This window comes from Pseudomonas marginalis, from assembly GCF_001645105.1.
Lineage (GTDB): Bacteria > Pseudomonadota > Gammaproteobacteria > Pseudomonadales > Pseudomonadaceae > Aquipseudomonas > Aquipseudomonas petroselini.
This window is the reverse complement of record NZ_LKEG01000026.1, coordinates 198,181-216,420: the sequence shown is the minus strand read 5'-3', so window position 1 is coordinate 216,420 and position 18,240 is coordinate 198,181. Positions and strand designations below refer to the sequence as shown.

Genomic DNA, 18,240 nt, shown 5'->3' with positions numbered 1-18,240 from the left:
CATGTTTTAGACTGAAAATAAAGTGTGGCTAATTATTAGTCAGCTAAGCATGCGCTCTGCCCGTAGGCAAGAGTTGCTATGTACTGATTCGTTACATTGTCGTAATTGGCGCACTAAATCTCGAATTCAGACTGCAAAGCGGCCCTTACGCAGTACAAGACACCCTCAGGAACACGTCCGGTAAACAGCGGTGCGATCTCCGCGACAGGTGGCAATTCGCCCTCTCCGTCCAGGAACGCGTCTTGGATCTCGCCGAGCAAATCTTCCGGCAAATCAAGCGCCTGCTCCAACGACAGCTGCTGCTTGCCGATGGATTCAGCCAACAACGTGTAGACGTTTTTTTCCGAGCATTGCAGCTGACCGGCGATCTGGATCGGGGTCATGCCGGCGCGGGCCAGGCTGATCAATTCATGGCGAATATCGGCGATTTCCTTCGGCGCTTCGGCCTGGCCGCCCAGCACTTCGAGGAAGGCCTGGCCGTAGCGCTCGAGTTTGCGCGCACCCACGCCGCTGACCCGCGCCATTTCGGCCATGCTGGTGGGCTGCTCGCGCAGCATCTCCAGCAAGGTGGAGTCGGGGAAAATAACGTACGGCGGCACGCTGTGTTCCTGCGCCAGTTTGCGCCGTAGGGTGCGCAAGGCTTCCCACTGTTCGCGCTCTTCGCCACGCACCAGTTGGCTGGCCTGGCTGGTGCTGCTCTTGGCGGTGGTCTGCGGCTTGAGGTCGCGGCGCAGCTCAAGGCTGACTTCGCCCTTGAGCAATGGCCGGCAACTGTCATTCAGGCGCAAACCGCCATACCCTTCGATGTCGATATCCACCAAGCCACGCGCGACCATCTGCCGGAACAGCGAACGCCATTCGCCCTCAGCGCGGGCCTTGCCCACGCCATAGACCGACAGTTTTTCGTGGCCGAAGCTGCGGACCTTCTCGTTATCCTTGCCCAGCAATACATCCACCAAATGCCCCACGCCATAACGCTGGCCGGTGCGGTAAATAGCGGACAAACCCTGGCGCGCGGGTTCAGTGGCGTCCCAGGTCTGCACGCCGTCGACGCAGTTGTCGCAATGGCCGCAGGGTTGGGGCATGTCTTCGTCAAAATACGCGAGCAAGGTCTGGCGACGGCAACGGGTCTCTTCACACAGCGAGAGCATCGCGTCGAGCTTGTGCTGCTCCAGGCGCTTGTGACGCTCGTCACCCTCGGAGTTTTGCAACATCTGCTTGAGCATCACCACGTCTTGCAGGCCGTAGACCATCCAGGCATCCGCCGGCAGGCCATCACGGCCGGCTCGCCCGGTTTCCTGGTAGTACGCCTCAAGGGATTTGGGCAGGTCCATATGCGCCACGAAGCGCACGTTGGATTTGTCGATGCCCATGCCGAACGCGATGGTGGCCACCATGATCAGGCCTTCCTCGTTGAGGAAGCGCTTCTGGTGGGCGGAGCGCGTTTCGTTAGGCAGGCCCGCGTGGTAAGGCAGCGCCGGGTAACCTTGTTCGCAGAGGAACGCGGCGACTTCATCGACCTTCTTGCGCGACAGGCAATAGACGATGCCGGCATCGCTGCGCCGCTCGGACAGGAAGGCCAGCAACTGCTTGCGCGGCTGCTCCTTGGGCACGATGCGGTAGAAGATATTCGGCCGGTCGAAGCTCGACAGGAAGCGCTCGGCGTTCTGCAGATGCAGGCGCTCGACGATTTCTTCGCGGGTGCGCTTGTCGGCGGTGGCGGTCAGGGCAATGCGCGGCACATCGGGAAACAGTTCCGCCAACTGGCCGAGCTGCAGGTATTCGCGACGGAAATCGTGGCCCCATTGCGACACGCAGTGGGCCTCGTCGATCGCGAAGAGGGCGATTTCCAGGCTTTGCAAAAAGGCCAGCATGCGTGGCTGCACCAGGCGCTCGGGAGCGAGGTAGAGCATCTTCACCTCACCGCGCTTGATGCGTGCAGCCAGGTCGCGCTGCTGCTCGGCGCTGAGGGTGGAGTTCAAGGACGCGGCGGCGACACCCAGCTCTTCCAGGGTCGCCACCTGATCGTCCATCAACGCGATCAGCGGCGAGACCACCACGGCCAAGCCATTGCGCAACAGCGCCGGCACCTGGAAGCACAGTGACTTGCCACCACCGGTAGGCATCAAGACCAGGGCGTCACCGCCACTGGCCACGCGCTCAATGATCGCACCCTGGCGGCCACGAAAACTGTCGTAGCCGAAGATGTCCTTGAGGACGCGTTGAGCCTGCTCGAGCATGTATAACTCCAAAATAGTGCCGAAATCCCTCTGTACAGGCTGGCCGAGAAAACACGTTCTCACGGGAAATAATCCGTAAGCGAAGTTTTCTCGGACTGGCGCTTGGCCTGCAAGGGCATCACAAAACGCGGCAGTATACCCGAGCGATACCCGGCAAAGGGCGCCACTGACGAACAGCGAGCGCTATCTAAAACCTGGCAAATATGCAGTGTGGCTGGCCTGGGCGCTCAAGAAGGCCTAGAATTCAGCATCGTTTATTCCCAAGGTAGTCCTTCAATGTCCTTCGCTGAGCAACTAACCCGCCTGCAAGCCTTCCTCGACGCCGATGAGCTGCATGACGAGGCGCTGGACTACGTGGCCGCCCACGGCTACCTGACCGCCCTGTCGATCTGCTCCGAGGTCGTGCCCGACCGCGAATGGATCGACGCACTGTTCGCCGAAGAGCCGCACTACGCCGACGCCGCCCAGCGCGAAGAAATCGAATCCACCTTGCTGGCCCTCAAGGCCCACATCGGTCGCCAACTGGCCTCCGACGAGGAATTCGAATTGCCATGCGAGCTGGACCTGGGCGAAGAGCCGGATGATTCCGACCTGCGCGGCTGGTGCATCGGCTTCATGGAAGGCGTGTTCCTGCGCGAAGCCGCCTGGTTCGAAACCGCCGAGGAAGAAGTCAGCGAAATGCTGCTGCCGATCATGGTCGGTTCGGGCCTGTTCGACGACCAGCCGGAGTTCTCCGACATCGCCGCCGACGCCAACCTGATGGACGACATGATCGTACAGATCCCGGAAGCCCTGACCGCGCTGTACCTGCTGTGCAACGCCCCTGACGAAAAACCGGCGATCCTCAAGCCACGTCACCACTGAGTCGCTTGCCCGTGACACCCATGGGCAATCGGTCTCTGCTCCTGCGCTACGTGCTGCTGGCCATCGGCTGGTTGAGCGTAGCGCTGGGGGTGATCGGCATTTTCCTACCGGTATTGCCGACAACGCCCTTTCTGTTGCTCGCCGCCGCCTGCTTCGCTCGAAGCTCTCCGCGCTTCTACCACTGGCTGGTGCAACACCCGCGCCTGGGCCCGTGGATCCGTGACTACCTGGACGGCAACGGTATCCCCCTCAAAGGCAAGATCTACGCCATTGGCTTGATGTGGCTGAGCATCGGTGTTTCCTGCTACCTGGTGCCCCTGCCGTGGGCGCGTGGCTTCATGCTGACCAGCGCCGTGCTGGTGACACTCTACATCCTGCGCCAGAAAACCCTGCCACCTCGCTGAACGCCCCTGCGACATTCGATCCCACACGACCTTGGTCGACACTGACTAACCCCAGCCATCATGCGAGACTGTCCAACCGGGCCTGGAATGCCTGGGTGTTCCTATGCTCGGAGTTACCATGACGCTGTCCAGCGGGCTGATCGCCGCCGTTGCCCTGGCCTATATGGCCATTATGTTTGCCATCGCCTTCTACGGTGATCGTCGCCGTGCGCCCTTGCCGCCACGTGTACGTGCCTGGGTGTATAGCCTGTCGCTCGCCGTTTACTGCACCAGCTGGACCTTCTTCGGTGCCGTAGGCCAGGCTGCCGAACAGCTGTGGGCATTTTTACCGATCTACCTCGGACCGGTTCTATTGCTGGTATTGGCACCTTGGGTGCTGCAGAAGATGATTCTGATCAGCAAGCAGGAAAACATCACCTCCATCGCCGACTTTATTGCGGCGCGCTACGGCAAATCCCAATCCCTGGCCGTGGTGGTCGCACTGATCTGCCTGGTCGGCGTACTGCCCTATATTGCGCTGCAACTCAAAGGCATCGTGCTGGGAGTCAACCTGCTGATCGGCGCGGGTGCCGACACCACCGGCACCCGCGCGCAGGACACCGCACTGATCGTGTCGCTGGTATTGGCGCTGTTCACTATCGTCTTCGGTACCCGCAACCTCGACGCCACGGAACACCACCGTGGCATGGTGCTGGCGATTGCGTTTGAATCCCTGGTCAAGCTGTTCGCGTTTCTGGCGGTCGGCGCGTTTGTGACCTACGGCCTGTACGACGGTTTCGGCGACCTGTTCAGCCAAGCCATGCTGGCGCCACGGCTGGAGGAATACTGGAAGGAGACCGTCAACTGGCCGTCGATGGTGGTGCAGACCGGCGTGGCCATGATGGCGATCATCTGCTTGCCTCGGCAATTTCATGTCACGGTGGTCGAGAACATCGACCCGCAGGACCTGCGCCTGGCCAAGTGGGTGTTTCCCGCGTATCTGATTCTTGCCGCGCTGTTTGTAGTACCGATCGCCTTGGGCGGCAAGATGATGCTGCCCGGCTCGGTGCTTCCGGACTCCTACGTCATCAGCCTGCCGATGGCCGAAGCCCACCCCGCCCTCGCGGTACTGGCATTTATTGGCGGCGCTTCAGCGGCCACCGGCATGGTGATCGTGGCGAGCATCGCACTGTCGACCATGGTGTCCAACGACATGCTGCTGCCGTGGTTGCTGCGTCGCTCCAGCGCCGAGCGGCCGTTCGAAGTGTTCCGCCACTGGATGCTCTCGGTACGCCGTGTGAGCATCGTGATCATCCTGTTGCTGGCCTACGTCAGTTACCGCCTGCTGGGTTCGTCCGCCAGCCTGGCGACCATCGGCCAGATCGCCTTTGCCGCCGTGACCCAATTGGCGCCGGCGATGCTCGGTGCGCTGTACTGGAAACAGGCGAACCGACGCGGTGTATTCGCGGGCCTGGCAGCGGGCACCTTCCTGTGGTTCTACACCTTGGTCCTACCGGTGACGGCGAAAAGCCTGGGGTGGTCCCTCAGCCTTTTCCCAGGGCTGACGTGGATGCATTCGCACCCGCTGGGCCTGTCCGTCACTTCGCTGACCCTGGGCACCGTGTTCTCACTGGCGGGTAACTTCACGCTGTTTGTGTGGGTGTCGATGCTCTCGCGCACGCGGGTGTCCGAGCACTGGCAAGCCGGGCGCTTTATCGGCCAGGAAATCAGCCAGCGCGCCAGTGCCCGCTCGATGCTGTCGGTGCAGATCAGCGATCTGCTGAGCCTGGCTGCGCGCTTTGTGGGTGAAGAACGGGCCCAGCAAAGCTTTATCCGTTTCGCCTATCGCCAGGGCAAAGGCTTCAACCCCAACCAGAATGCCGACAACGATTGGATCGCCCACACGGAACGCTTGCTGGCCGGTGTACTCGGTGCATCCTCGACCCGTGCAGTGGTAAAAGCTGCCATCGAAGGGCGGGAAATGCAGTTGGAGGACGTCGTACGCATCGCCGACGAAGCGTCGGAAGTGCTGCAGTTCAACCGCGCGTTGCTGCAAGGCGCCATCGAAAACATCACCCAAGGCATCAGCGTGGTCGACCAGTCCCTCAAGCTGGTGGCCTGGAACCGGCGCTACCTGGAGCTGTTCAATTACCCCGACGGACTGATCAGCGTGGGCCGGCCGATTGCCGACATCATCCGCTACAACGCCGAACGCGGGCTGTGCGGGCCGGGCGAGGCCGAAGTGCACGTGGCGCGACGCCTGCACTGGATGCGCCAGGGCCGCGCGCACACGTCCGAGCGTTTATTCCCCAATGGCCGCGTGATCGAACTGATCGGCAACCCAATGCCCGGCGGCGGTTTCGTCATGAGCTTCACTGACATTACCGCGTTCCGCGAAGCCGAACAGGCACTCACCGAAGCCAACGAAGGCCTGGAGCAACGGGTGACCGAGCGCACCCACGAGCTGTCCCAGCTCAACGTGGCGCTCACTGACGCCAAGGGCGTGGCCGAGTCTGCCAGCCAGTCGAAGACGCGCTTCCTGGCGGCCGTCAGCCATGACCTGATGCAGCCGTTGAATGCTGCGCGCCTGTTCTCCGCCGCCCTCTCCCACCAGAACGACGGCCTGTCCAGCGAAGCCCGGCAATTGGTGCAGCACCTGGACAGTTCGCTGCGCTCTGCCGAAGACCTGATCAGCGATCTACTGGATATTTCGCGCCTGGAAAACGGCAAGATCAACCCACAGCGCCAGCCCTTTGTGCTCAATGAGCTGTTCGACACCCTCGGCGCGGAATTCAAGGCGCTCGCCCAGGAGCAAGGTCTGCGCTTCCGCCTGCGCGGCAGCCGTTTGCGCGTCGACAGCGACATAAAGTTGTTACGACGGATTCTGCAGAATTTTCTCACCAACGCCTTCCGTTATGCCGACGGCCCGGTGCTGCTGGGCGTACGCCGACGTAAAGGCGAGCTGTGCCTGGAGGTATGGGACCGTGGCCCGGGTATCCCGCAGGATAAACAGAAGGTGATCTTCGAAGAATTCAAGCGCCTGGACAGCCACCAGACCCGCGCGGAGAAAGGCCTGGGACTTGGCTTGGCGATCGCCGACGGCCTGTGCCGCGTGCTGGACCACCGTTTGAGCGTGCGCTCATGGCCAGGCAAGGGCAGCGTGTTCAGTGTGCGCGTGCCGCTGGCACGCAACCAGGCCACCCCGCTGGTCAAGACGCCGCAGGAAACCGGGCTGCCGTTGAGCGGTGCGCAGGTGCTGTGCGTGGATAACGAAGAGAGCATCCTGATTGGCATGCGCAGCCTGTTGACGCGCTGGGGTTGCGAAGTGTGGACCGCCACCGACCAGGCGCAATGTGCAGCGCTGCTGGCCGAAGGCGTGCGCCCGCAGCTGGCACTGGTGGATTACCACCTGGATCATGGCGAGACCGGTACTGAGTTGATGGGCTGGCTGCGTGCGCAATTGGCGGAGCCGATTCCCGGCGTGGTCATCAGTGCCGACGGCCGCCCGGAGATGGTGGCCGAGGTGCATGCGGCGGGGCTGGATTACCTGGCCAAACCGGTGAAGCCGGCGGCGTTGCGAGCGTTGCTGAGTCGGCATCTGCCCCTTTAGGCCAGTGCCACATTTTGGTTTGTGTTTATTCGGGCAGATGGGCCACGCCGTCGGAATCGGTCATCGCCCGCTCCAGCAGATCGGCCGGCAAGCTTTTACTCGCCCGCGCGCCGAGCAACCTCAATTGCTCGGTCCGGCTGACCAGATTCCCGCGTCCATCTGTCAGCTTGTTACGCGCGGCGCTGTAAGCCTTATCCAACTGTTGTAGACGATTCCCCACTTCGTCCAGGTCCTGGATAAACAGCACGAATTTGTCGTAAAGCCAGCCCGCACGCTCGGCGATTTCCCGGGCGTTCTGGCTCTGGCGTTCCTGCTTCCACAGGCTATCGATCACCCGCAGGGTAGCCAGCAACGTGGTGGGGCTGACGATGACGATATGGCGATCGAAGGCTTCCTGGAATAAGTTCGGTTCGGCCTGCAACGCGGCCGAAAAAGCCGCCTCAATCGGTACGAACAGCAACACGAAATCCAGGCTGTGCAGGCCTTCCAGGCGTTTGTAGTCTTTGCCGGCCAAGCCTTTGACGTGATTGCGCAGCGACAGCACGTGCTGCTTCAACGCCGCTTGGCCGATCACATCATCCTCCGCTGCCACGTACTGTTGATAAGCGGTGAGGCTGACCTTGGAATCCACCACCACCTGCTTGTCGCCGGGCAACATGATCAGCACGTCCGGCTGGAAACGCTCGCCGTCCGGGCCCTTGAGGCTGACCTGAGTCTGATACTCGCGGCCCTTCTCCAAGCCCGCATGCTCCAACACCCGCTCAAGGATCAGCTCGCCCCAGTTGCCTTGGGTTTTCTGGCCCTTGAGGGCGCGGGTCAGGTTGGTAGCCTCGTCTGACAGACGCAGGTTCAGTTGCTGTAGGCGTTCAAGCTCCTTAGCCAGGGAAAAACGCTCGCGTGCTTCGTTCTGGTAGCTTTCTTCTACGCGTTTTTCGAAGGACTGGATGCGTTCCTTCAACGGATCAAGCAACTGGCCCAGGCGTTCCTGGCTGGTTTCGGCGAAGCGCTGTTCACGCTCGTCGAAGATCTTGCCCGCCAGTTCGGCGAACTGTGCGCGCAACTCATCCCGTGAGCCTTGCAGGTCGTTAAGGCGTTGTTGATGGCTGTCCTGCTGCTCACGCAGTTCGGCGCGCAGGGCGGACGACAATGCATCCAGGCGACGTAGCTCGGCCTCCTTGGCGCTGCGGTCCAAGTTCCATGCATGCGCGGCATCGCGGGCATTGTCGCGGTCGATCTGCAGCAGTTCGACCTCGCGGCGCACAGCGGCCAAGTCAGCCTGTTTGGCAGCATTGGCCTGGCTCAGGTCGCTGATTTCATCGCGACTGGCATCCAACTGCGCGGCGAGGCCTTCCTGGGCCAGTTGCGCAGTGGCCAGACGCTCTTCGAGCAGTTCCCAGCCGGTCATGCGCGCGGTCAGCCGTCGCTGAAGCTGCCAGCACAGGGCCAATAACGGCACAGCAGCGCCAGCGAGGCCAAGGGCAATACTGGTCCAGTCAAACGCCATAGACATGTCTGCCATCACCGAAAAAAAGCAAGGTTAGCGGAGCACAGGGCCTGAGGACAGCTCAGTCTTCGACCTGGCCCAGTTCACGTTGGGCGCGGCGGTCACCGGCACGGGCCGCGAGGCGCAGCAGGTCGTGGCCGATGCGGCGGTCACGGGCATTCCCGCACTCACGGCACATCAGTTGGCCCAGCCGGCTTTGGGCAGCGACCACGCCTTCACGGGCCGGCTGCTTGAGCAAGCGCCCGGCGAAGTGTTTGACGTTGACGTTGTGACCCAGGCGCGGGCTGTCGAGCAACCACAAAGCCACTTTCAAGGAAAAGCGCTTGGGGGCGGTAACAGTGTGAGGGGCGTCGGTAACAGAAGGTGATACTGAGCGAAACTTCATAAAGCACTGTGGGACAGAACGGAAGGCGCGCCACTCTACTCTTTTTTTCGTACAGGTAAAGCTGAAAAAACTCTGCACGCCCGTTCTAGAGCAAGCGCTCGGGACAATCCACAGAAGCTGTGGATAACTCAGTGGACAACCCCCCTTTAACCCGCGCAAACCCCCATGGAATGGGGGCCGCAGTCAAACTGACGATTTTTTCACCAATAAAAAAAAGCCAGATTTTTCATTGACTTAAATTTCCATTGCAGGCAAATGGCGGCGCTGCAGTGCAGTTGACAGCGCGGTTACACCCCACGCAACCAATGTGCACAAGTGCCCCTCCGATGGTTATATCACTGGCTTTTTTTGAAGCAACTTGCTGCAAAAATGTTACCGCCGGGGCAAACCAGGGACTTTTCAAATCTTTCCCGGCTCGCCACACTCCCCGACCTACAGCGCAACGTTGGAAGGATCGATGAAAGGAATTCTGTTATTCGCTGTGTTGCTACTGGCCATCTGCGCCATTTCCTTGGGGATCAATGCGGCGCTGCCATCCCCGGACGGCGCACTGTTTGCCATCGCTATCTTGCTGTCGGCGGCGTTTACCGCGGTAAGCCTGTGCATTGAACTGGGCGAAGGCCGGATCAACGACATGGCCGATGTGATGAAAGTGGTGGAGACCGGCCAGTCCCTGCGCTTGACCCTCGCCGCTTACGGGCTGGGCTGCTCGTTGGCAGCGGCAACCACGGTGCTGGTCTATCGGGGCCTGCTGGGCGGCTGATTGAAGTTTTTTGGCCAGAGCTCTTCCATTACCAGATTCATTCCGTTACTATCCGCGGCGTTAGTACCAAGCTGAAAGTCAATTCTGGTCGAACAAGTCCCCTGAACAACACGGGATCGACCACCTCGATGGTTTCCAGGTATCACTTGCGACGACACGGCCTTTGAACAAGCAAAGGGTGTCGCGAAGTTTCAATACTCTGACCGAACCAACCTGCAAATTGATCAGGATCTCCACCCTGGGCCCAGAACCTTTGCCCCTGTTGTGTTGCCTGCCCTCCTAAGTACCTACCTGCCAGCCCAAGCGCGCCTAACTTATTAGCGCTTCAAACTGGCTGCTTTGTTCCAGTCGGGTTCTTCGTTCGATCAATGGTGATCAACGTCACTGGAACGTTTTAACGTTGCACGGTTCTTAACCGTGTCATTTGTAGGAACACCAATAATATGTCCACTATCCATACTCAGGATGCCATTCGCACCCTCACCAATGCTTTTGCCCCAATGAACTGCCTGATCATGGCCGCTCGTAAAGGCTGCTTCAGCTTCACCCTGGTCAATGAACACGGCATCGCTCGTCACAGCGAACGCCTGTACCCCGATCAATACTCCAGCGCAGAACCGCTGCAGGCTGTGATCGAACGTACTCGTCAGGCACTGGTTGCCTGATCGACCTGAGTCGCTGAAACATAAAAAAACCCTGTTTAAAAAACAGGGTTTTTTATTGCCTGGCGTTTATGCACAGGCGATGACATTAAGTTCAAATAGATATAAACGTTATAACTAAATGAATAAGATGTTTTAAAAACAGTCCTTTACATCACAAATATGACACTACACTTCAACTCAGGCGGCATGATCCGCCTCCGGCGAGCCTGAGATCCGATCCACTGCTGCCAAGCCCCCTCCTCAGGCCTCGCCGACCACTTTCACGGATTGAGGCTCGTATGGGTATCGCCGCCAGCGAATTGTGTCGTTATGTGATCCGGCCGACGTTACTGTACCTCGGCCGCCATAACCCGACGGCTGAGTCCCTGCTGCTGGGCATCGCCGCCAGCCAGTCGGAACTCGGTTCCGCTTTGCACGACCGACGCGGGCATGGCCTGTACAGCATCACCGAGCCCCGCCATCGCGATTTATGGGACAAGTACCTGGCGCTGGACCCTGAACGCGCCAGCCTGGTACGTGGACTGGCCAGCCAACATGCCTTCCTCAGCGCGCCGCAACTGGAGTTGACGGTAAACCTGCGCTACGCCACGGCAATCGCCTGGCTTTTGGTTGAACAACGCACCTGCGCCCTGCCACCGCCCGGTGATGTCTTGGCAATGGCGCGTATCTGGAAAGAAATATTTCACCCACAAGGAAGGCTGCGCGATTTCACTCAAGCCTGGCAAACCTGTGTTTCAACCATGAATCACGTGGCTTGCTGACCGGGCAATTTGCAAGATTCGCCAAAAACCCCGAATTATGGTCGGATTGTCCTACAAAAACGCTCTATCTCCTGCATTACAGCCTATAGCGCGATCTTAAATTTATTGTTACTTTCCGCAGCGGTGATCACCACGGAGTTCTAATAATGAAAAAAGTAATGCTCAAGACCACACTTAGCCTCGCCGTTGCCATGGCATCCTCCCAACTGTTTGCAAGCGGTTTCGCACTGAACGAACAGAGCGTCAGCGGGATGGGTACGGGTTTCGCAGGTCGCTCTTCTTCTGCCGATGATGCAAGCACTGTTTACGGTAACCCTGCCGGTATGGCTCGGCTGGAAGGCCAGCAAATCACGGGCGGTGTTGCAGCGATTGATGCTTCGACCGATATCAGCCACGTCAGTGGCAACACCAACACCACCGGTAGCAACAAAGGTGACATGGTGCCCTTCACCGCCGTTCCATTCGGCTTCTACACAAACAAGCTCAATGAACAGTGGGCCATCGGTTTCGGCGTCTATGCTCCGTTCGGTTTGGTGACCGACTACGAAAATGGCTTCCAGGGCCGTGGCTTTGGCAGCAAGAGCGAAGTGAAGGTCATGACCTTCCAGCCGACTGTCAGTTATGCCTTCAACGACAGGGTTTCCATCGGCTTTGGCCCAACCATCAACCGGATCTCCGGCGTGCTGGAGTCGGATGTTTCGTTGCCTCAGGTTCCAGGCAGCGGTCCGAATAACATCAAGATCAAGGGCGACGATACTGCCCTGGGCTTTAACTTCGGCGTTCTGGTTCAAGCCACCGATACCACGCGCGTGGGCCTGACTTACCACTCGAAAGTGAAGTACAAGCTCGAAGGCCATACTGAAGTGACCCCGGGCACGGGCGTTCCAGGCATTGCCCTGCGCGGAAATCGTTACGATGCCTCGCTGAAAATCGACACCCCTGAATCCTGGGATCTGTCGGTCACTCAGGACATGAACGATGCGTGGAAACTCTATGCAGGTGCGACCTGGACCCGTTGGAGCCGCCTGAAAGACATCACCGTCAACAACGAAGGCGTCACCGCTGCCAACGGCGGCGGCGTTGCTCCGGCGCTGGTCGGTACTATCAAAGAAGATCAGAACTGGCACGACACTTGGGCATACGCGGTGGGTACTTCGTACCAACTGACCAAACAAGTTGTACTGCGTACCGGCCTGACCTTCGACCAGTCGCCTACCAACAATACCGATCGTTCACCGCGCATCCCTACTGGCGACCGTACAATCTTCAGTGTGGGCCTGGGCTACGCGGTCATGGATAACATGACCGTCGACCTGGCTTACTCGTACCTCAAGGAAGAAGACGTCAAAGTGCAGCGCACCAATGCCCTGCGTCAGACGTACAACGCCAAGTACGAAAACAGCGCTAACGGCTTCGGCCTGGGCTTGACCTACAAGTTCTAACCCGACGCCGTATAAAAAAGCCCCGCTCTCCTGCAAAGGAGGCGGGGCTTTTTAATGCACGCCGATCACGGTTTGGAGGCGATCGCCTCCTCCACCGCCTTGATCAGCTCCGGACTGTCCGGCTTGGTCAGGCTGGAGAAATTGGCAATCACCTTGCCCTGCCGATCCACCACATACTTGTAGAAATTCCACTTCGGCGGCGTGTCGGTCTGCTGCGCCAATACCTTGAACAAATGCACCGCGTCCGGCCCCTTGACCCTTTGTGGCTCGGTCATGGTAAAGGTCACGCCATAATTCACGTAACACACCTTGGCGGTCTCTTCACCGGTCTTGGCTTCCTGCTTGAAGTCATCGGACGGCACGCCGATCACTTCCAGCCCTTCGCCCTTGTAGCGTTGATACAACGCTTCGAGCCCTTTGAACTGTGGGGCGAACCCGCAGAAGCTCGCGGTATTGACGATGACCAAGGGTTTGCCGGCAAAACGTTGGCACAGGTCGATGGATTCCTTGGCGCGCAGCTTGGGCAATTGGCCTTCCAGCAGCGGCGGGCAACTGGCAGCCAAGGCGACACTGCCGATTGCCATCAGGACGGGTACAGCGAGCCAGCGCATCTGCATGTCGGGTGTCCTTCAAAATATTCAGGCTACGAACTTAACAGATCGACATACCCAGTTGCATCAACGCGAGCCCGCCGTGTTGCCAGCCCCACCAGGCCAGCAGCACCAGGACCCACCCTGCGATAAGTATCACACCGCGTACCGCTAGGCTCATGCTGCCTCCATCTGCGCCTGCAATCGCGCCACCGGCCGCTCGCGCACCGGCCAGTTAAGCGCCGCGGCGAGCAGGCTCAACAGAATTGCCACCTGCCAGATCAAATCGTAGTTGCCGGTACGATCATAGACCACCCCGCCCAACCAGCCGCCCAGGAACGAACCAAGCTGGTGGAACAGGAACACGATCCCACCGAGCATGGAGAGGTTTCGCACACCAAACAGTGTCGCGACGGTGCCGTTGGTCAGCGGTACGGTGGACAGCCACAAAAAGCCCATGGCCATGCCAAACAGGTAGGCCGTGACTTCGGTGACCGGCGCCCACAGAAACAGCACAATCACCACCGCACGCAACAGGTACAAACCGGTCAGCAAGCGCGGCTTGGACATGCGCCCACCGAGCCAGCCGGCGGTGTAGGTGCCGAAGATATTGAACAGGCCAATCAGCGCCAACACCGTGGTGCCGACGGTGGCTGGCAGGTGCTGGTCCACCAGGTAGGCCGGCAAATGCACACCGATGAACACCACCTGGAAACCGCAGACAAAAAAGCCGAAGGCCAACAGCCAGAAGCCGGAATGGGAACAGGCTTCCTTCAACGCTTCACGCAAGGTTTGCTGACCGGCCATCACCGGCAACGGCCGGTCCTTGAGCATCGCGACCAACGGCAGAATCAGCGCCACCATAAGGCCCAGCGCCAGCAGTGCTGCAGACCACCCCAACCAACTGATCAAGCCCAAGGTGCCCGGCACCATCGCAAACTGGCCGAACGAACCGGCAGCGCTCGCGATGCCCATGGCCATGCTGCGTTTTTCCGGGGCCACGGCGCGGCCGACCACACCGAGAATCACCGAGAACGAGGTGCCGGACAGGCCTATACCAATCAGCAGGCCGGCACTCAGGGACAGCGACCACGCCGAATCGGACATGCCCATCAGCACCAGGCCCACCGCGTAAAGAACGCCGCCGACAAACACCGCTCTGGTGGCGCCAAACCGATCGGCCAGGGCGCCGGTAAACGGCTGTGCCAGGCCCCAGATAAGGTTCTGCAAGGCGATGGCAAAGGCAAAGGTTTCACGGCCCCAGCCGAACTCGCTGCTCATCGGCGCCAGAAACAAGCCGAACCCGTGTCGCACACCCAACGACAACGCCAGGATCAGCGCACTCCCCACAAGAATCCAGCCACTGGTGCGCCACATCGAGGTCATTTCTTATTCTCCGTTCGCGGGTATATACCCGCTTATAGTCGAACAAACCCGCGATCAGGCGAGTTCGTCCAGCAAGGCCAACAAGGTTTCGCGTTTTTCCGCGCCGAGTTGATCGATCAATTTCTGCTGCGCCGCCTCCCAAGCGGGTAATGCGGCGGCGAGTCGTGCCTCACCGTCGTCGGTCAACTTCACCAGGCGGTTACGCAAGTCATCCCCCTCAACCAACTGCACCAGGCCCTCGCCTTCCAGCACCCGCAGGTTGCGCCCCAAGGTGCTGCGATCCAGGCCCATGGCGTCGGCCAGGTTGGAAATGCTCGGCTGATCGAGTCGCTGCAGGTTGCACAGCAAGGAATACTGGGCGACGTTGATCCCGAAGCCATCAAGGGCGCCGTCGTAATGCCTGCTGACGCCACGGGCGGCACGTCGCAGGTTGGTACATAAACATTGGGAGGCAAGCATGGAACGTGTATATACCCGCGTTTAAGGAAATGCAAGAAAGTGTTACAGCGCCAGGCCGACCAATACCGCGACTTCCAGCAGCTCCAGCAAGGCGCCCGCGGTGTCGCCCGTGGTGCCGCCCAGGCGATTGACCATCAGTTGGCGCAGCCCGATAAAACAGATCGCCGCGAGCAATACCGCAACACCACCGCTGAAGCCGCCGATCAGGATGCACGCCAGGCCACTGAGGATCAGCACCTGTTGGCCGACGATCCTCGGTAAATGATCCGACAATGCCTGGCCCAATCCGCCAGCACGCACATAGCGCGTGGTGAGAAACAGCGCCAGCATCGATGCGCGGCCGATCAACGGGGCCAGGATCAGTGCGGCGCCGTTCTGCTGTTCGATCAAGGCGACCAAGGCGGTGAATTTGAGCAGCAGCACCAGCCCGAGCGTGACCACGGCAATCGGCCCGCTGCGCGGGTCCTTCATGATCGCGAGCGTTCGTTCGCGGTCGCCGAAGCCGCCCAGCCAGGCATCGGCGCTGTCCGCCAGACCGTCCAGGTGCAGGCCGCCACTGAGCAGCACCCAGGCCGTCAGCAACAGTGCGGCATGCAGCAACAGCGGCGCGCCCATCAGTGCCGTATTCAAGGCCCACAACAGCACACCGAACAACACACCGACGACGGGATAAAGCAGCAACGAGCGGCCCAACTCCTGAGGATGCGGCATGCCCGGCAGGCGAATCGGCAGGCTGCTGAGAAATTGCAGGGCGATCCAGAATGGCAGCATGGTTACCCCACTTCCTTCAGCGCGCCGTCGTTGGCGACCTGCAGGCTGAATAGCCCACCGTGGCCAACTTCCACGTTTAGTAGTTGCTCCCGAGGCAAACCACGCGCTTGCGCCAGTAACAGGCGCATCACGCCGCCATGGCTGATCAACAACACACGCTCACCGGCGTAAGCCTGATGCAAACGTGCGACAGCGCCCAGCACCCGACCGGAAAAGTCGCTGACAGGCTCCCCCTCCGGCGGTGTAAAACTGTAGGGATCAGCCCAGAACAAGCCCAGCCCCTCGGCGTCGGTCTCCATCAAGGCGGCGGCACTTTGCCCCTCCCAGGCACCGAAGTGCAGCTCTTGCAGATCCTTTTCCAGCGTGACCGGCAGGTTGAGTTGAGCGCCCAATGCCTCGGCAAACCGCGCACAACGTTGCAGTGGCGAACTGACCAAGCGGTCCCACGGCCCTTGCGCCACAACAGCAGCACGCATCTGCGCCCAGCCCTTGGGGGTGAGTGCGTCATCCAGGCTGCCGCGCAGGCCGCCGCCCAGCTCGGTTTCGCCGTGGCGCAGCAGGTCCAGGCGCAAGGTCATGCCGGACGGTCTGCCACGGCGGCTTCGGCGAAGGTCGCCATCTGCCCGTGCAGCGCGCAGGCCAGGCGCAACAACGGTACCGCCAGCGCAGCACCGCTGCCCTCACCCAGGCGCAGCCCCAGTTCCAGCAATGGCTGCGCGTCCAGACGCTGCAGCACATGACGATGACCAGGCTCGGCACCGCCATGGCCAAACACCAGCCATTCACGGCACGCCGGGTTCACGCGTGTCGCCACCAGCGCCGCGACCGTGCAGATGAACCCATCCACCAGCACCACGATGCCTTCCTGGGCGCAGGCCAGATACGCGCCCACCAGTGCGGCAATTTCAAAGCCGCCAAGATTGAACAGGGTCTGCAACGCATCACCGCGCTGGCCGGCATGCAACGCCAGCGCGCGTTCGATCACGGCCACTTTGTGGCTGACACCCTGGGCATTCAACCCGGTGCCCGGCCCGGTGAGGTCGCTGACCGGACAATCGAGCAAGGCACACGCCAGCGCACTGGCGGCGGTGGTGTTGCCGATGCCCATCTCGCCACCGATAAACAGTTGCGCCCCGTTTGCCAACGCACGCCGCGCACTGTCGCGACCGGCTTGCAGGGCGAGCTGCCCCTGAGCCTCGGTCATCGCCGGGCCGTTGACGAAGTTGGCCGTGCCCGCGCCGATATTCAAGTGACGCACACCCGGCAGATCCAGCGACGGCGTCACCGTCCCCAGGTCGACCACTTCCAACTGCGCCCCCAACTGCCGCGCCAATACGCTGATAGCCGCGCCACCGGTGACAAAGTTCTGCAGCATCTGCCCGGTGACTTCCTGGGGAAACGCCGACACGCCTTCCGCAACCACGCCATGGTCACCGGCGAAAATGGCGATCCACAGAGAATCCACCGACGGCTTGACCTGGCCCTGCAGGCCGGCCAATTGCACTGCCAGCACCTCCAACTGACCGAGGGAACCGGCCGGCTTGGTCAATTGTTGCTGGCGCGCCAGGGCTTGTTCGTACGCTTGAGCGTCGATCGCTTTACAAGGGTTGAGCCACCAGGTGTCAGTCATAACGCAGTACCTTTCAAAGTCAGGGGCAGGCCGGCAACGGTCAGGACAACACGCTGACACCGCTCGGCCAAGGCTTGATGCAGCCAACCGGCTTCATCCACATAGCGGCGAGTCAATTCGCCCAGCGGCACGACACCCAGACCGGTCTCGTTGCTGACAAAAATGATTTCACCCGGCAGCGAGGCCAGGGTTTCCAGCAGTTGTTCGCGTTCGAGCGCCAAGCGTTCGACGTCCTCGAGCATCAGCAGATTGGTCAGCCACAGCGTCAGGCAGTCCACCAGCAGACACCGCCCCACGGCAGCGTTCTCCCGAAGCACCCGCGCCAGCTCAACAGGCTCCTCGATCAAGCCCCAATCATCCGGGCGACGTTGGCGATGCAGCGCGACGCGCGCGTTCATCTCGCCATCCAGCGGTTGGCTGGTGGCAATGTAAATGACGGGCAAAGCACTGTCGCTGGCGAGCCTTTCGGCGAGACGGCTTTTGCCGGAGCGAGCGCCACCGAGGATCAGTTGAAGCATGGGATGGCACCTTGGTTTGGCTGAAGTGGGTCCGCTGTCAGGCCGCCATCGCGGGCAAGCCCGCTCCCACATTTGGGACATGGGGCATCAGGTAAAGGGTGGTCGGCCGTAGGGCCGCCATCGTGCGCAAGCCCACTCCCACATTTGGAGTGTGGGGCGTCAGGTAAATAGGGGTCGGCTGTCAGGCCGCCTTCGCGGGCAAGCCCACTCCCACATTTGGAATGTGGGGCATCAGGTAAATAGGGGTCGGCTGTCAGGCCGCCTTCGCG

At 60.6% G+C, this 18,240-nt stretch carries 17 protein-coding genes; 7 read left to right on the top strand and 10 right to left on the bottom strand.

Annotated elements, in window-relative coordinates:
• Positions 1–113: 113 nt before the first annotated feature.
• Positions 114–2,240 (bottom strand): DNA helicase RecQ, encoded by a 2,127-nt coding sequence (gene recQ / locus AO064_RS05980; RefSeq protein WP_015885220.1) that lies wholly within the window; start codon positions 2,238–2,240, stop codon positions 114–116.
• A 276-nt stretch (positions 2,241–2,516) separates the two neighbouring features.
• Between recQ and AO064_RS05975 the strand changes: the two genes are divergently transcribed.
• From AO064_RS05975 to AO064_RS05965, 3 genes are all read left to right on the top strand, one after another.
• The gene (locus tag AO064_RS05975; RefSeq protein WP_015885221.1) at positions 2,517–3,104 is read left to right on the top strand and encodes a UPF0149 family protein; all 588 of its coding nucleotides are present in this window, start codon (positions 2,517–2,519) and stop codon (positions 3,102–3,104) included.
• Between the two features lie 20 nt (positions 3,105–3,124).
• On the top strand, positions 3,125–3,508 hold the full coding sequence (locus AO064_RS05970) for a YbaN family protein (RefSeq protein WP_064052716.1): 384 nt from the start codon (positions 3,125–3,127) through the stop codon (positions 3,506–3,508).
• 118 nt (positions 3,509–3,626) lie between these two features.
• The gene (locus tag AO064_RS05965) at positions 3,627–7,097 is read left to right on the top strand and encodes a hybrid sensor histidine kinase/response regulator (RefSeq protein ID WP_064052715.1); all 3,471 of its coding nucleotides are present in this window, start codon (positions 3,627–3,629) and stop codon (positions 7,095–7,097) included.
• A 25-nt stretch (positions 7,098–7,122) separates the two neighbouring features.
• Here the strand turns inward: AO064_RS05965 and AO064_RS05960 are convergent, their stop codons facing one another.
• Both AO064_RS05960 and AO064_RS05955 read right to left on the bottom strand, forming a co-directional pair.
• Complete coding sequence (locus tag AO064_RS05960; protein ID WP_175538080.1) at positions 7,123–8,487, bottom strand: DNA recombination protein RmuC; 1,365 nt, start codon at positions 8,485–8,487, stop codon at positions 7,123–7,125.
• Between the two features lie 175 nt (positions 8,488–8,662).
• Positions 8,663–8,986 (bottom strand): SEL1-like repeat protein, encoded by a 324-nt coding sequence (locus AO064_RS05955; protein ID WP_015885225.1) that lies wholly within the window; start codon positions 8,984–8,986, stop codon positions 8,663–8,665.
• Between the two features lie 457 nt (positions 8,987–9,443).
• Between AO064_RS05955 and AO064_RS05950 the strand changes: the two genes are divergently transcribed.
• The 4 genes from AO064_RS05950 (at position 9,444) to AO064_RS05935 (ending at position 12,617) form a co-directional block, all read left to right on the top strand.
• Positions 9,444–9,749 (top strand): hypothetical protein, encoded by a 306-nt coding sequence (locus tag AO064_RS05950; RefSeq protein ID WP_015885226.1) that lies wholly within the window; start codon positions 9,444–9,446, stop codon positions 9,747–9,749.
• Between the two features lie 443 nt (positions 9,750–10,192).
• Entirely contained in the window at positions 10,193–10,414 is a 222-nt protein-coding gene (locus tag AO064_RS05945; protein ID WP_024076751.1) for a hypothetical protein, read from the top strand.
• A 278-nt stretch (positions 10,415–10,692) separates the two neighbouring features.
• The gene (locus tag AO064_RS05940; protein ID WP_064052714.1) at positions 10,693–11,175 is read left to right on the top strand and encodes a hypothetical protein; all 483 of its coding nucleotides are present in this window, start codon (positions 10,693–10,695) and stop codon (positions 11,173–11,175) included.
• Between the two features lie 146 nt (positions 11,176–11,321).
• The gene (locus AO064_RS05935) at positions 11,322–12,617 is read left to right on the top strand and encodes an OmpP1/FadL family transporter (protein WP_015885228.1); all 1,296 of its coding nucleotides are present in this window, start codon (positions 11,322–11,324) and stop codon (positions 12,615–12,617) included.
• Between the two features lie 65 nt (positions 12,618–12,682).
• Here the strand turns inward: AO064_RS05935 and AO064_RS05930 are convergent, their stop codons facing one another.
• The 7 genes from AO064_RS05930 to cobU all read right to left on the bottom strand — a co-directional run bounded on the left by AO064_RS05930 (position 12,683) and on the right by cobU (position 17,971).
• Positions 12,683–13,234, bottom strand: a complete 552-nt coding sequence (locus AO064_RS05930) for a glutathione peroxidase (protein ID WP_064052713.1) — start codon at positions 13,232–13,234, stop codon at positions 12,683–12,685.
• 150 nt (positions 13,235–13,384) lie between these two features.
• Complete coding sequence (locus AO064_RS05925; RefSeq protein ID WP_162471080.1) at positions 13,385–14,584, bottom strand: MFS transporter; 1,200 nt, start codon at positions 14,582–14,584, stop codon at positions 13,385–13,387.
• Between the two features lie 63 nt (positions 14,585–14,647).
• Complete coding sequence (locus AO064_RS05920; protein WP_015885231.1) at positions 14,648–15,052, bottom strand: MarR family winged helix-turn-helix transcriptional regulator; 405 nt, start codon at positions 15,050–15,052, stop codon at positions 14,648–14,650.
• A gap of 42 nt (positions 15,053–15,094) precedes the next feature.
• Positions 15,095–15,823 carry an adenosylcobinamide-GDP ribazoletransferase gene (locus AO064_RS05915; protein WP_064052712.1) on the bottom strand — a complete coding sequence of 243 codons (729 nt, stop codon included), beginning with the start codon at positions 15,821–15,823 and terminating at the stop codon, positions 15,095–15,097.
• A gap of 2 nt (positions 15,824–15,825) precedes the next feature.
• A complete protein-coding gene (cobC, locus tag AO064_RS05910; RefSeq protein WP_064052711.1) occupies positions 15,826–16,401 on the bottom strand; it encodes an alpha-ribazole phosphatase family protein in 576 nt (191 codons plus the stop codon).
• Positions 16,398–17,453 (bottom strand): nicotinate-nucleotide--dimethylbenzimidazole phosphoribosyltransferase, encoded by a 1,056-nt coding sequence (gene cobT, locus AO064_RS05905; RefSeq protein WP_064052710.1) that lies wholly within the window; start codon positions 17,451–17,453, stop codon positions 16,398–16,400. The genes cobC and cobT overlap by 4 nt, the downstream gene beginning before the upstream one ends.
• Positions 17,450–17,971, bottom strand: coding sequence for a bifunctional adenosylcobinamide kinase/adenosylcobinamide-phosphate guanylyltransferase (gene cobU / locus AO064_RS05900; RefSeq protein WP_064052709.1), 522 nt, complete (start codon positions 17,969–17,971; stop codon positions 17,450–17,452). Before cobU ends, cobT begins: the two co-directional genes overlap by 4 nt.
• Between the last annotated feature and the right edge of the window lie 269 nt (positions 17,972–18,240).